This is a genomic window from Streptomyces sp. NPDC044003 (assembly GCF_056435185.1).
In genome coordinates, this window is record NZ_JBWKFA010000007.1 from 328,972 (window position 1) to 343,350 (window position 14,379).

The 14,379-nt window shown below is 69.7% G+C and carries 6 protein-coding genes; 2 read left to right on the plus strand and 4 right to left on the minus strand.

The features are described from left to right. Positions 1–228: 228 nt before the first annotated feature. Positions 229–396, plus strand: a complete 168-nt coding sequence (locus AC07AW_RS27650; RefSeq protein ID WP_189803978.1) for a hypothetical protein — start codon at positions 229–231, stop codon at positions 394–396. Positions 397–470: 74 nt separating this feature from the next. Here the strand turns inward: AC07AW_RS27650 and AC07AW_RS27655 are convergent, their stop codons facing one another. The 4 genes from AC07AW_RS27655 to AC07AW_RS27670 form a co-directional block, all read right to left on the minus strand. Continuing rightward, positions 471–1,841, minus strand: a complete 1,371-nt coding sequence (locus tag AC07AW_RS27655; RefSeq protein ID WP_478818151.1) for an MFS transporter — start codon at positions 1,839–1,841, stop codon at positions 471–473. A gap of 318 nt (positions 1,842–2,159) precedes the next feature. After that, positions 2,160–2,876, minus strand: coding sequence for a hypothetical protein (locus tag AC07AW_RS27660; RefSeq protein ID WP_478818152.1), 717 nt, complete (start codon positions 2,874–2,876; stop codon positions 2,160–2,162). Positions 2,877–2,894: 18 nt separating this feature from the next. Then, positions 2,895–10,106 carry a ricin-type beta-trefoil lectin domain protein gene (locus AC07AW_RS27665; protein ID WP_478818153.1) on the minus strand — a complete coding sequence of 2,404 codons (7,212 nt, stop codon included), beginning with the start codon at positions 10,104–10,106 and terminating at the stop codon, positions 2,895–2,897. Between the two features lie 135 nt (positions 10,107–10,241). Continuing rightward, positions 10,242–10,424 carry a hypothetical protein gene (locus AC07AW_RS27670; RefSeq protein WP_478818154.1) on the minus strand — a complete coding sequence of 61 codons (183 nt, stop codon included), beginning with the start codon at positions 10,422–10,424 and terminating at the stop codon, positions 10,242–10,244. A gap of 362 nt (positions 10,425–10,786) precedes the next feature. Between AC07AW_RS27670 and AC07AW_RS27675 the strand changes: the two genes are divergently transcribed. Beyond that, the gene (locus AC07AW_RS27675; RefSeq protein ID WP_478818155.1) at positions 10,787–14,143 is read left to right on the plus strand and encodes a DNRLRE domain-containing protein; all 3,357 of its coding nucleotides are present in this window, start codon (positions 10,787–10,789) and stop codon (positions 14,141–14,143) included. Positions 14,144–14,379 lie beyond the last annotated feature (236 nt).

The following is a 14,379-nucleotide window of genomic DNA, read 5'->3' on the forward strand; positions in this document are numbered from 1 at the left end:
CCTGGCCGCAGATACCGACACGCCTGTTCGGAGGTCTCATTGGCTGCATCGCTCGCAGCGTGGCCCCGGCCGGCCGGCTTATGCCGGACGCGCTGACCGGTCCCCACCATGGAGCACGTCCCACCTCGGTGAGGTGTGCCCTGTCCGAGCGAAGAACAAGTCAATGGAGGCACCCTCGTGTCGGCTCATGCCACTCAGTCGAACGTCTGCAGGCATCCCGGACGTGACGTGGCGATCGTCGCCCTGTCCGCCGTCGTCGTGGCCCTCGTGGCCGTTGTCGTCGTCATGGCGGTGAACGGCGGCCCCCTGGCCATCCTCGGAGCGGGTGGCACCAGCCTGGCCGCGAGCTTCACCGTGGGCATGGGCGTTCTGCAGCACCTCAAGCCCGGCAGCTAGACCCCACCGACACCGAGCGGCCCCCTCCGCCGGATGGGCGGAGAGGGCCGCTCGGTGTCGGTGCCGGGCTCCGGTCAGACGTCGGCGCGGACCGGGGCGGCGGCCTGCGGGGCGTCCTCGGCGACCTCGGACAGGTCGCGGTCGCGCGTCTCGCGGGCGCAGGCGATCGCGACGACGGTGAGCAGCGCGGCGGCGATCACGTACAGGGCGATCGGGGTCGAGCTGTCGTAGTCGTCGAGGAGCGCGACCGCGATGAGCGGCGCGGGCGCCCCGGCGGCGACGGAGGAGAACTGGGCGCCGATGGAGGCGCCGGAGTAGCGCATCCGGGTCGCGAACATCTCCGAGAAGAAGGCCGCCTGCGGCGCGTACATCGCCCCGTGCAGGACCAGGCCGACCGTGACCGCGAGCAGCAGGGAGCCGAAGCTGCCGTGGTCGATGAGCAGGAAGAACGGGAACATCCAGGCCCCGACGCCGACCGCGCCGATCAGATAGACCGGGCGGCGGCCGATCCGGTCGGAGAGCGCGCCCCAGGCGGGGATGACGGCGAAGTGGACGGCGGAGGCGATGAGGACGGCGTTGAGGGCGGTCTGCTTGGTGAGCCCGACCTGGGTGGTCGCGTACACGAGGATGAACGCGGTGATCACGTAGTACGAGATGTTCTCCGCCATGCGGGCGCCCATCGCGATCAGCACGTCCCGCCAGTGGTGCCTGAGCACGGCGACCAGCGGCATCTTCTCGACCTGCCCGGCGAGCGCCTTGCGCTCCTCGGCGGCGGTGAGCGCGGCCTTGAAGACGGGCGACTCGTCGACGGAGAGCCGGATCCACAGGCCGACGATCACGAGGACGCCGGAGAGCAGGAAGGGAACGCGCCAGCCCCAGGAGGCGAAGGCGGCGTCGGAGAGCAGCGCGGTCAGCGCGGACAGCGCACCGGTCGCGAGCAGCTGCCCGGCCGGCGCCCCGGTCTGCGGCCAGGAGGCCCAGAATCCGCGCCGCTTCGCGTCGCCGTGCTCGGACACCAGCAGGACGGCGCCGCCCCACTCGCCGCCGAGCGCGAAGCCCTGGACGAGGCGCAGCGTCGTCAGCAGCACCGGAGCGGCGGAGCCGACGGTGGCGTGCGTGGGCAGCAGTCCGATCGCGAACGTCGCCCCACCCATCAGGAGCAGGCTCAGGACCAGCAGCTTCTTCCGCCCGAGCCGGTCCCCGTAGTGTCCGAAGACGAGCGCCCCGAGCGGCCGCGCCGCGAACCCGACCGCGTAGGTCAGGAACGACAGCAGCGTCCCGACCAGCGGGTCGGACTCGGGGAAGAACAGCTTGTTGAAGACCAGCGCGGCGGCGGACCCGTACAGGAAGAAGTCGTACCACTCGATGGTCGTGCCGATGAGACTGGCGGCGACGATCCGCTTGAGGGATCCGGGGGGCGTGGGAGCGTGAGTTGCGGCGGCCATGTGCACCACTTCCGAGCGGGTGACGGGGACGTGTTCGTGTCGCCACACCGTAGAAACCCGCAGGTCACAGGCGTATGTGGTGGGACGCCATAGTTAGGAGAGCGAGGGTGCGCGCTGTCCCCATGCCCGGCCCGCTGAGCCCCAGCAAGCGGCGCTTGCCGGGGCGAATGGGCGGGTGTCAGGTTTGCCGGCAAGAGCAAGCAGCATCATGCTGGCAAGGACACCGAAGGCCGAGGTCAGAGCGCTGATGCGGTGTGTCACACGGACATCGTCATCAACGACGACCTCGGCCATCGGAAGTGTTCCGAACGAACCGGCCTAGCCGTGGTACAGCACGCGCACGACCATGGCCTCGGGCGGCAGGCCGTCCAGGTAGGTGTTGAACCAGGCCCGGCGCTCGTCGCCCGCGATACCGACCCAGGTGCCGTCCAGGGTCAGCAGGGCGGGCGTGGGCAGGACGTCCGCGGCCTCGCGCGCCACATATGCGGCGCGGTCGGTCCCCAGCAGGTCCTGCGGTTGGCTGCCCACCCGGTCCCGGAGTTCCGGCCGGTCGTGCAGCGCCTTGATCGCGGGCTGGGCGGCGTACTCCGCCCAGACGTCCCCGTGGGAGCGGCCCGCCGGATCGGCGAGCCACCGGTCCCGGAAGACTCCGAACGGCTGCGCGGCCGGGTGGGCGGCGGCCAGCTCGTGCCAGTCGGCCCAGTTCCGCTCGGCCTGCTCGGCCGCGGGCCGCCGCGCCGCTTCGAGGTCGAGCAGCCCGCGCGGGCCGCCGTCGCACAGCCCGGGAGGCAGCACACGCGGGCCCGTGGAGAGCTCCAGCTCCTCCCGGACCAGCCGCGGGTCACCCTCGTGACCCGCGACCACCGGGAACTCGCAGCCCGCTCCGGACACGTACCAGTAGTCCCACTCGCCGACCCAGTCGGCGGGCATGTCCTCCCGCTCGTACCGGTAGGGCGCCATGGCCCGCTCGATCGCCTGCTGGAGGTCGGCCGGTTCGCAGGGCGGCAGGCAGACCGTGACCCGTTCCTTCGCCATGTCTCTCGTCGCCTTCCGTTACACCGGGGGGTTGTAGACCGGGCCGCACGGCGTGGTGATGCCGCCGTCACAGCCTTCGCTGACCATCTTGATGCCCTCGTAGATGAACAGGATGTCTCCGAGGACCCCCGCCGCGCCGAAGAGCTTGCCGAGCCGGCTGGTGCCGCCGCCGCCACGGCCGCCGCCGGACCGTGCCGGCAGGTCCGCAAGCATCTTCTTGGCCAGGGCCTGGTCCTCACCGGGGAGGGTGGTGACGGTGCCGCCGCCGGGCAGCTTGCGCACGAGCGGCGCGACACGGTGCGTGTCGAAGGTTCCGTCGGGATAGATCACGCGGACGTTGGAGTTGCCGACGAACTTGTCCCGGATGGCTTCGGCCTGGTCGAAGTTCTCGGCCACGAACACCACGTTCGGCGACTGCGCCTTGACGTTGGGATCCATCTTGTTCTTGATCGTTTTCTCCGTCCCGTCGGCACCCCCCGGCCTGGTCATGTCCGCGGTGCTGTCGGTGGCGTCCCAGGTCTCGACGCTGACGATCTTGTTGTCCTTCCAGGTCACCTTCACGAAGTCGGCCGTGGTGCCCATGATCGAGTGGTTTCCGTTGGCATCGTGCATCAGCGCCTTCTGCTGCTTGATGACGCCGTTGTCCTCATCGCCCCACAGGTACTGCGAGCCGTTGCCCGTCTTGGAGTCGTAGTACTGGCCCGCCTTGACGAGGTCCTCGTTCATGTACTTGAAGGCGGTCTGCTCGGACGCCTTTGCCTTGGGGTTCGTCTCCCGCACGGTCAGCGGGACGCCCCGGTCGTTGTAGATGACGGTCTTTCCGTTGACCTTGCCCTGCGTGAGCGCCAGGGACGGCTGCACGGAGGGCGGCGGCGACGCCGAGACGATCTTGCCGCCGGAGCAGACCGCGACCCTCTCCCAGCACTCGATGGGCATCAGTCCATCGGGGTCGGACTTCGTGACCGGGTTGTTGTTCGTGTACGCGTACCCGTTGATCTGCAGCGGATCGGTGAAGTCGATCAGCGGGTCGGCCGACAGGAACCGGCCCGTCGCCTGGTCGTACTCGCGGGCGCCGAGGTGCGTGAGGCCCGTGGCGGAGTCGTCGATTCCGGTACCGAGGTAGGACCGTTTGTTGACCCACGAGTTCGGCTTGGTGCCGCGCGTCTCACCGAACGGCTTGAACTGGCGGCGGGTCACCGCCTGGCCGGCCGTCAGCTCGACGGAGGTCGTCGCGGTTCCGACGGCGTCTCCGAGCAGGGCCGTCAGCTTGTGGTTCGTGGTGGCACCGTTGGTGCTGACCCGGACCACGGACGGGGCACCGTGCTGGGAGTACGTCCGCGCGGCGCGGATCACCTTGCCGTTGGGGTCGGTCGACAGCTCGGTCTCACCGATGTGGAGGACCGTGCCGCCGGCCGAGTTCTGCAGCAGCCGGTTGCCCTCGGCGTCGTAGACGTACGTCTCGCGGTCCGCGACGGTCCACTGCTGGTCGGCGTCGGTGGGGTGGCAGTTGCCCACCGCGAGGTTGGTGCTGTTGGCGTCGGTGGTGCCGGGCACGTAGAGGCATCGGCCGGAGGCCACGTGGTAGATGCTCTTGTCGGCCCGGACCGTGAACTTCTGCGCCGCGCTGCCGTCACAGGCCCCGAGCTGCACGAGGTTGACGTTCACCAGCGCACACTTGCCCTTGATGCGCAGGGTGTCGCCCGTCGTGGACCACTTCTGCGGACCCTGGTTGTGGCACGGGTAGATCTGGATGGCGGTGCCGTCGGTCGTGGCGCCGGCTTCGAGGTCCAGGCACCTGCCGCCCACACCGATGATCGCGCCTTCGCCGTCGCCGAAACCGGTGACGGAGGTGAGCTTGTTCTCCTCGCTCCACGTCAGGCTCTGCGAGCCGCCGGGCAGCGTGCGCTGCGTCTGGTTGCCCCCTTCGAAGACGAAGGAGGAGTCCGTGCCGGTCGCGCGGTCGACGCCGGCGAGGGCGTGCGGCTGGGTCAGCACCGGCGGTGTGGTCCCGTTGCCCGGGGTCGTCATGCCGTAGCTGTACGTCCGCTTGTCGTCGGCCGCCGGGGACGCCAGGTCGTGCTCGGTCATCGACGCGCGGTTTCCGGCGACGTCGAAGGTGAACGACTGCCAGTAGCCGCCCCGGTTCGGGGTGACCGTGGCGGAGGCCGGCCCGGCGGCGGTGATCGACGCGGTCAGCTGGCTGCTCGGGGCGGTGCCGTCGGTCAGCGTGCTCGGAGCGTCCGCGACCGGGCCACCCGAGGTCCCGCCGTCGGCCTGGTAGCCCCAGGTGGCGCCGGAGGAGGACTTGCAGCCGGTCTTGCCGGCCGCCAGACCCGAGGTCCAGGCGTGGACCAGCTCACCCAGGTAGTCGTACGTGAAGCACTGGTTGTCCCAGCTCTCCGTGGTGCCGTCCACCTCCTTGCGGGCGGCCGAGGTGAGGTTGCCGGCCTGGTCGTAGGAGAGGTAGGTGCCGGAGATCCGGTGCGAGTCCGGGGTTTCGCGGTCCCAGACGGTGCGCTGGAGGCGGCCCGAGCTCTCGTCGACGAAGTTCGTGGTCCACACCCGGTTCGGCTGCGACCCGCTCACGGTCCGCAGCGGCTCCCCGAACGCCGAATAGGTCACGTCGGTCGTGTACCAGGACTGTCCGGAGGTGGACTCCGGGAGATCGTCCTCGTTGTAGCGGGTGATCAGCTTCTCGGCGGCCAGCCCACCGGCCGCCGGGAGGGTGGCGGTGAGGACCTTTCCGCTGCTGGTGTAGGTGAAGCCGTACGTGTACGTGCCGGCGACGCCGGTGGTCAGGTTGTTCTCGGGGATGACCACCTCACGGCCGGTCGGCCGGTACTCGACGTCGTAGCCCGTGACCCGGGAGACGTAGTCGCCCGTGGCGTCGTGCCGGACGGAGCTCACCGGCTTGCCCAGCGCACCGGGCATGTCGTAGGTGAACTCCTTCACCGGGGCCGCGGTCGCCGAACCCTGGCGCACCGCCACGATGCGGTTGAGCGCGTCGTACTGGGTGTACGTGGTGCCCTTCGGTCCGGTGGCGCTGATCTGCCGGTCGAGGTCGTCGTACTCGAACGAGCCGGCACCGATGTCCGGGTCGACGGACGACTCCAGGCGGCCCCGGGTGTCGTACGTGTACGACCAGACGTTGTTCGCGGCGTCCTTGATCTCGGTGCGGTTGCCGCGGGCGTCATAGCCGTAGTACGTCGAGCGCCACTTCGACTGGGCCTTGTCGGTCGAGTGGTCGATGCGCACGGTGCGCCCGAGGACGTCCGTGACGGTGCGGACAGCGGGGGCGGCACCGCCGCCGGGACGCGCGATGGTCCAGTCGTCGCCGTACTCCGTGACGTCCGAGGCCACCGCACGGCCTTCCTGGAGCGCGGTCTTGCGGACCACGCGTCCCAGGCCGTCGTAGGCGGTGCGGACCGAGCTGGGCACCAGCGTGTCGCTGACGCGCTGGAACAGTGCCGCGGTCGGCTCGCCCTTGGCCAGGTAGGAGCTGGTCTGCTCGCCGACCCGGCCGTGGTCGTCGTACCGGGTGTCCATGACGATCCGGCCGGGACCGTGTGCCTCGCGCTGGGTCTGGACGGCCCGCATGAGGCCGTCGTAGATCGACACCTGCGAGGAGTACGTGACCCCGTCGTCCTTGAGCGTGCGGACCGTCACCGACGTCGGCCTGGTCTCGGTGGCGGTGACCTCCGCGACCCGGTAGTCGATGATCACGTCCGGGGTCTGGGTGCCCGTGGAGCGGGAAGCCGACCAGCCCTTGACCAGGCGGCCGAACACGTCGTACTCGGTGCGCGTCGTGCGGCCGTTGGTGTCCGTGACCGTCAGTGGCAGGCCGCGGCCCGGGTCGTACGTGGTGACGGAGGTGTGGCCCTTGGGGTTGATCTTCTTGATCGACGTGACCGGACCGCCGGTGTCACCCGGCGTGTACTGGGTCTCCGTCGTGCCGACCACCGGCTGTTTCACGGTACGGACGCGGCCCAGCGGGTCGTAGGTCGTGTGCGTGACCACGCTGTAGTGGTCGCCCGTGCCATTGGACTCGGCGTTCGCCGTGACCAGGCCGCGGACCGGCACCGACTCGAACGGGAGCCCGTCGTAATAGTTGGCGACCGCGCTGATCAGGAGCCGGTTGGCGCCGGTCCCGGTCGCGTAGTCGGCGCACGAGGTCGCGGTCTTGCGGACCTTGCTCGGCAGGCCGATCAGGTTCAGGTCCGTGTTGTGCACGTACTGCTTGACCGTGCAGGTGTAGTCGCTGAGCGTCTCGCCCGTGCCGTTCGGCTTGACGACGGCGGTCTCCACCGACGTCGGCAGGCCGTAGGTGGCATCGACCTTCGAGGTGGTGCGCAGGGCCTGCCAGCTGCTACCGACGGTCTTGATCGAGTCGGTGCGCGCGATGCGGGTGCGGAAGGCCGTCAGCGGCCCCACCCCGCCGTCGCGGTCGCGCGAGGCGACCTGGGTGGAGGCCGGGAAGTTGAGCGTCCGGCCGACGATGCGGCCGCCCGCTCCGTCGTACGTGATCGTCTCCGCGGGCATGCCGGAGTACTGCGGCTGGTCGTCCGCGACCAGGGTCTCCTTGCCCGTGGAGTCCTTGACCGCGCCGCCCGCGCCCCGGAAGTAGCGGGTGACCGCGTACGACCTGGTCTGCGGGGTGGTGCTCACCTTGCGGCCCTGCGAGGTGGCCACCTGCTGGAAGCCGCGCCATTCGCTGTACGTGCGCAGGTCGGGCCTGCTGATCTCGTCGTCGCTCTTGCCCCAGGCGGCGCCCGTGTACGCGTACGAGGTCGTGACGCGGTCGGAGACGCCCGTGATCCGGTCGGACTCGGTGACGGAGTCGACGACGTACTTGTTGAACCAGGCGAGCGCCGGCTTCTTCTCCTCGCCGTCCGGGGACCAGCGGGTGGGGAAGCAGGTGCCGTGGTTGTCCTCGGGGGCGACCGAAGGCTGGTACTGGCAGCCGCCCCGGTAGACCACGTCGATCTGCCCGCCGTGCTCCGTCTTCACGGTGCCGATGCGCGGGCGGGTGAAGCCGGGGCGCTGGTCCTTGCTGTCCTTGCGGACCAGGTTGGGGAGCTGCTTGTCCTTGAGGTAGCCGGACAGGGGCTCACCGGGGCCGACGCTGTAGGGCTCGAAGCTGACCCCGGCCTTGGACAGCACGGTGCCGCTGGTGGCGCCGGGCGTGTAGGCGTAGCGGGCGATCGAGTTCAGCCACATGCCCGGGGAGGTGCTGTACCAGTCCCGGGGGAAGGAGTGGCGCAGGACGTACTGGTCCACCTTGACCAGTCCGGTGGTGCCGGGCCGGGTCGCGTAGGTGGCGACTGCGCTGAGCCGCATCCGGAGCCAGAAGGACGGGAAGGCCGGGCAGAGCTTGGAGTCCGACTTGCAGTTGAGGTTGCCGGGGGTGTCCCACCAGGGGCGGTACGCGGCCGGGTCCTTCGTGTTGTCGAAGTTCGCCGAGTCACAGGCCGTGCCGGTGGCCACGCAGCGCTGGGCGTGCAGGAAGTCGACCTTGGCGGCAGGGGTGCCGCCCAGGTCGTCGTCGCGCAGGCCGTACTCGATGGAGTCCGGGATGCCGCCGCGGTAGTAGCTCTCGGGGGTCTTGAACTTCTTGTTGACGGCGTAGTAGTTGATGGACCTCGCCCAGTCGATGACCATGGCGTTGCCGTGGATGTCGACCACCTTGTCCAGGCCCCAGTGCCAGGCCTGCTGCTTCTTGGTGTCGTTGTTGCAGCGGGAGGCCGCGAAGGTGGTGGCGTAGCAGGGCTCGCCGGGGTGGTTGCCGAAGACCGGGACGGTGAAGACCGAGTCGGTGTCGGCGTGACCGCCCCCGATCTTGTTCAGGCCGTAGTAGTACTTGGTGCCTTCGGCGGTGGTGACGATCCAGTACTCGCCGTTGTTGTCGCCGTTGTCGCCCCCCGTCTTCAGCTGGACGCGGGTGCCGTCGTCGTCCTGGAGCTTGTAGATGTCGGTGCTGCCGACGCGCACGAGCTCGGAGGTGGTGCCGTTGAGGGACATCACCGCGTTGTGCGAGACCCAGCACAGGTCGGAGGTCTGGTCCTTCTTGGCCGTGTTGTTGGGCGTTCCCGCGGCCGTGGCCTTGGTGTCGTCCTTGCACGTGCGGTAGCGGCGCTCGATGTGGCCGGGGTCGTACTCCCAGCCCTCGCCGATCCAGGAGGCCTGCGGCGAGGAGGTGGCGGTCCTGCCGTCCACCGCCTGGGAGTTGTAGCTGAAGGCGATCTTCGGGCTCGGGCCGGCCGGGGTCGGCGGCACGTCGATCGGGTAGCTCCAGCTGAAGGCGCCGGAGGAGCTGCCCGCCGTCCACTTGCCGTTCCCGCTCAGCGGGGTGGCCTTGAACGAGCCGCCTTCGCCGGAGCCGGAGTCGATCGCGCCGACCAAGGCCTTGTCGCCGCCGGCGGCCGCGGGCTGCACGTAGGCGGCCTGCATGATGCCGGAACCGGACGCTGCGGGCTGTGTTGCGACGGCGGGGACGGTGGTGCCGTCGGCCGCGGTGTCGACCGTGGCCGTGAGGGTCTTGGTGGCCGGGTCGTTGACGGTCTCCAGTTCCTCGTACTGGCGGCACTCCTCGATGTCCGGGGTGGTCGCGTAGCACTCGGGGAACTGGACCAGGCGCAGGCGGCCCGCCCAGCCGGCGCCGTTGACGTTCTGGAACGCCTCGTAGCCGAGCTGCACCGAGACCGGGACGGAGCCGGTGCTCGGCGCGGTGACGGTGAGGACGGTGCCGTCGACGCCGTCCGAGACGGGCGCGGTCGGGCTCGCCACGTCCACCTGCCAGGTGCCGGTGGGCGCGGGCGCGCCGTCGGACTGGCCGAGCTTGACGGGGAGGCTCCCGACCTGCGTGGGCGGGACGGGGGCGGGGTCGGCCGCGGGGGTGGCGAACGTCGCGGGCTGGACTCCGGAACCGAAGTCCACCGTGCCGAACGCGGCGGGCGGGCGGGTTGCCGTGCCGGCCGGGGGCTGCTCCAGGTTCGCCGGGGCGGGCGCGTCGATGCGTTCGAGATTGGCGTCGTAAGTCCGGCCGGTCGTGAACCGGCCGCCCGGCAGGCCCTCGAGCACGAGGGGCTCCCGGGCGACCGCATCGGTGCCCGCGTCCGGGTCCGGTGGCTGGGCCCACGATGGCGTCGGCAGGAGCGCGAGGAGCATCGCGGCACCGAGCGCCGGTGCGATGGCGTTGCGCAGGCGACGGCGCGCGGATGGAAGAGCTGGCACGAAAAGTCCCCCCGGACTTTGGAAAGGGCCCTGGTCGGAGGCCAGGTGATCCCACATCAAACGGCGCTGATTGTGTGCGATCGCGAGGGACAAAGACCAGCCGGGGAGTGATCAAGTGACACTTATCACGGATTGTTACACCATAATTGCCGACAGTTGCTGATTGTTTATCTGAATGGGCGTGTACAGGCCAATAGATTCAAGTGGCGCCAACTGGCCGAAAATCGGCTTGTTTTGCGCCAATTCAGCAGAGAGCAGCACGCTTTTTGGGCGATTTTGGCGATATTGTGAGGTGATTCTGAACGCCTGACGGCCCATCGCCATCCACCTGCCATGACGATCCGGCCATGCTGCTGGTTTCCCGTTCCGCCGCGACACCGCACGCCGGCACCTCCCCCGTCAGTCATGATCTGCAGGCATCGTCACGCCCGGGGGCGACCCGCGCCGGCGTGACTGGGACAAGAAAAAGGCTGGCCAAGACCCGATCGAGGGCCAGGCCGGTGGGGGGAAAGGGAAGTTCGCTCATGACGAGCAGATGGCGCCGTGCGCCCGGACGGCGAGCGCTGGCAGCGGGCGTGACGGCCGTCGTCATCGCCTCCGGGCTGACCTGGGTGGGCTTGAACCAGCCGGTCGACGACGGACACACAGGCAATTCACAAGTTTCGCGCCCGGGTGTTCCCTTGGGCGAATCCGATGCCGCCGCGCGTGCCGCGAAGACCCACCAGCCGGTGGAGGCCACAGCACTGCGGACCGCGTACTCGACGACCTGGGCCAAGCCCGACGGGACGCTGATGCGGAGGATCCACGCCAGCCCGGTCCGGGCCAAGGTCGGCGGGACCTGGAAGGCCATCGACACCAACCTGACCAAGGTCGAGGGCGGTTGGGCGCCGAAGGCCGTGAACGCGCCGGTGGTGTTCTCCGGCGGCGCCAAGGAGCCGGAGCAGGGCGACCAGTCCGGGCAGCACGGCGAGCGCGCCTCACGGGCGTCCGTGCGACGGGTGTCGCTGCTGTCCGGGATCACACCGGGCACCGGAAACACCCTGGCCACGCTCACCGTCGGCGACCACCAGATCGTCGTGACCTGGCCGGACGCCATCCCGACCCCCGTCATCGACGGGTCGCGGGCCCTGTACCCGGAGATCCTGCCCGGGGCCGACCTCGTACTCACCGCCGACGACGGCGGATTCGCGCAGCTGCTCGTGGTCAAGAACCGCCAGGCCGCCGCGAACCCGAAGGTCGCCCAGCTCTCCTACGGGCTCTCCTCCCCCGACCTCACCTTCGCGCTCGACCCGCTGACCCGCGTGGTCAGCGCCGTGGACCAGGCCGACGCCGACGTCGCCGAGTCCCCCACCCCGCTGATGTGGGACAGTGCGGGCACCCCCGCCATGACCGACGGCCAGGCCGGCAGCACGGCCAGCCCCGGGGAGGAAGTGCTGCCCTCGCAGTCCCCGGCCTCGACGGCTCCGGAACCGACCGCGTCGGAGACAGCGGCTCCCGAGCCCACCGACTCCGTCAACGACGGCGACGACGGCGACGTCTTCAACGAGGTGCTGCCCGAGGCCACCGACGAGGCCGCAGACCCCTCGGCGACCGGCGGCACCGGCCCCGAGCCCTCGGCACCCGCGGAGGCCAGCCCCGAGCCCACCCAGACGGGCGCCGCCGCAACGCTGTCGCTGCCGGCGCTGAACGGGCCGCAGCCCGACTCGCACGGCACCGTGGTGGAGACCGACCTCGACGGCTCGACCTGGACGATCACACCCGACCAGGAGATGCTGGCCGATCCGTCGACGGTGTACCCGGTGTTCATCGACCCCTCGGTCAACAAGCACACCAACGACTGGACGACGGCGTACAGCAGGCACCCGTACGCGAACTTCTACAACGGCAAGAACTTCAACAAGGGCGGCACTCACGAGGCGCGCGTCGGCTTCGAGTCCGACACCTGGGGCACCTCCCGGTCCTTCTTCAGCATCGACTGGGATCCCGACCTCAAGGGCGCCATCGTCTCCAGCGCCAAGCTCTACGCCCTGGAGACGTACGCCTGGTCCTGCAACGCCCGCACCATGGACGTCCACATCACGACGCCGATCACTTCCAAGACCAACTGGAAGAACGCGCCGTCGATGCACTCCGGCAACCGGATCGGCGGCGGCAAGTTCGCGCACGGCTGGAAGTCCGCCTCCTGCCCGGACAAGTACGTCAGCTTCGACGTGAAGTCGACCGCGCAGCGCGCCGTCAACGGCGGCTGGCCGACGATGACCATCGGTTTCAAGGCCGGCAACGAGAACGACCAGTACGCGTGGAAGAAGTTCCAGGCGGACGGCGGCAACGACCCGCACGTCGACCTCGCGTACAACCGCCGTCCGGACACGCCGACCAACCTGGACCTGACGCCCGACTTCAGCTGCGACACGACGGCGCCGTACATCAACGTCGGTTCCTCGTCGATCACCTTCTGGGCCGGCGCCAAGGACAAGGACGGCAACCTGTCGTCGGTCAACTTCGAACTGTGGCCCAGCGGCGGCAGCGGCAACCTGCTGGGAGCCAAGGGCAAGGCCCCGGTCGGGGGCGGTTCGGGCACGACCCACACCGACCCGTTCGCCACGGGTGCCACCGGCCTCCAGCTGGTCGATGGCAAGACGTACTCCTGGCGCGCCAAGACGGTCGACAAGGCCGGTGCCGCATCGGGCTACTCCCCGTCCAAGACCCCGTGTCGGTTCGTCTTCGACAGCTCGCGGCCCACTCCGCCGACGGTGACCTCCACCGACTTCCCGGATGCGGACGCCCTCGACAACGGCTTCGGCAGCAGTGCCGAGGACTCGATCTGGAGCAAGAAGAAGTTCGGTGAGGCCGGCACGTTCAGCCTCAAGGCCGCGCAGACCGACGTCGACTACTTCGAGTACGGCTTCAACCAGGGCTCGTACCCCTTCAAGGCCGAACGCACCGCGGGCGCCGCGACGACCACGCTCACGCCCGTCACCGGCGTCAAGCCGCCGCTGGCCGGCCCGAACGTGCTCTACGTCCGCGCCGTCGACGACGCGGGGCACCGCTCCGAGCCGCTCAAGTACCTCTTCTACCTGACCCCGAGGGACCAGGCCGACACCCCCGGCGACTTCACCGGCGACAAGCTGCCGGACCTGATGGTCGTCGACGCCAACGGCAACCTGCGGATGTACCCGTCCGAGTCGCAGTCCGACCTGGTCAAGGGCACCGGTGACCTCGGCTATTCGATGGCGGGTGCGTACCGCGGCAACCCGGCGAAGGACCCCAACGGCAACGACGGCCTGCCGACGTACGTCGGGGTTCCTTCCGGGTACTGGAAGAACACGCTCATCACGCACAACGGCGACGTGTACGGCGGTGACGGCTTCCAGGACCTGATCGCCCGCAAGGACGGCAAGCTCTGGGTGTACCCCGGCGACGGGTACGGAGCGGTCAACATCGACAAGCGGCAGGAGATCCTGCTGCCCGAGAACGCCCCGGACCCGGCTGCGTACCGCCAGCTCGTGGCCGCCGGGGATGCGACGGCGGACGGCAAGCCCGACTTCTTCGCCATCACCGGCAGCGAGATCTGGATGTTCACCGGCTACAACGGGGCGTCGGTGCAGCAGGCGATCCCGCTGAACACCACGCACTGGCTGAGCCGAGACCTGATCACGGCGCAGGACATCAACGGTGACGGTGTCACGGACCTGCTGTACCGCGGTGACCAGGACGCCAAGCTGTTCCTGCGGCTCGGCAAGCCCGCCGCCGGCGGCGGTGTCGACATCGACTCGCTGACGGCCGCGGCGAACTCGGCCTCCCCCGGCGGTGTGGACATCACCTACACCGGCGGCGGCTGGTCCCGGCTGAGCATCCCGCTGCTGACGGGAACCCCGGACGCCAACGGCGACGGCGTTCCCGACGTCTGGACGCTCGCGAAGGACGGTGCGGTGCGCTTCTACGGGGGACAGCCGAGCGTGCTGCCCGGCTCCGGCACGGTGATCATCGCGAACACCAACGGGGTGGGCTGGACGCAGAAGCTGGCCATCGGCTGACGTAGGCGGCCGTGCGAAACGGGGTGTGCCCCGACCGGGATTCCGGTCGGGGCCCACCCCTCTGTGTTTCCTGCTCGCCGCATCCGCGCGGATGGCCCCCTCGGCCTGCGCGGCCTCACCCTCTCACGGCTGGGACCGGATCACGGCGACACAGCACAGCGCTGCGAGGGCCAGACTCGCCGCCGCCGGCACCGCAAAGCCCTCGACGGCGGTGGCGGGAAGCACACGATCGGTCG

Excerpts from the sequence above, each read along its gene's own strand:
- AC07AW_RS27655 (WP_478818151.1), bottom strand. The coding sequence starts at position 1,841 with ATGGCCGCCGCAACTCACGCTCCCACGCCCCCCGGATCCCTCAAGCGG.
- AC07AW_RS27660 (WP_478818152.1), bottom strand. The coding sequence starts at position 2,876 with ATGGCGAAGGAACGGGTCACGGTCTGCCTGCCGCCCTGCGAACCGGCC.
- AC07AW_RS27670 (WP_478818154.1), bottom strand. The coding sequence starts at position 10,424 with ATGGGCCGTCAGGCGTTCAGAATCACCTCACAATATCGCCAAAATCGC.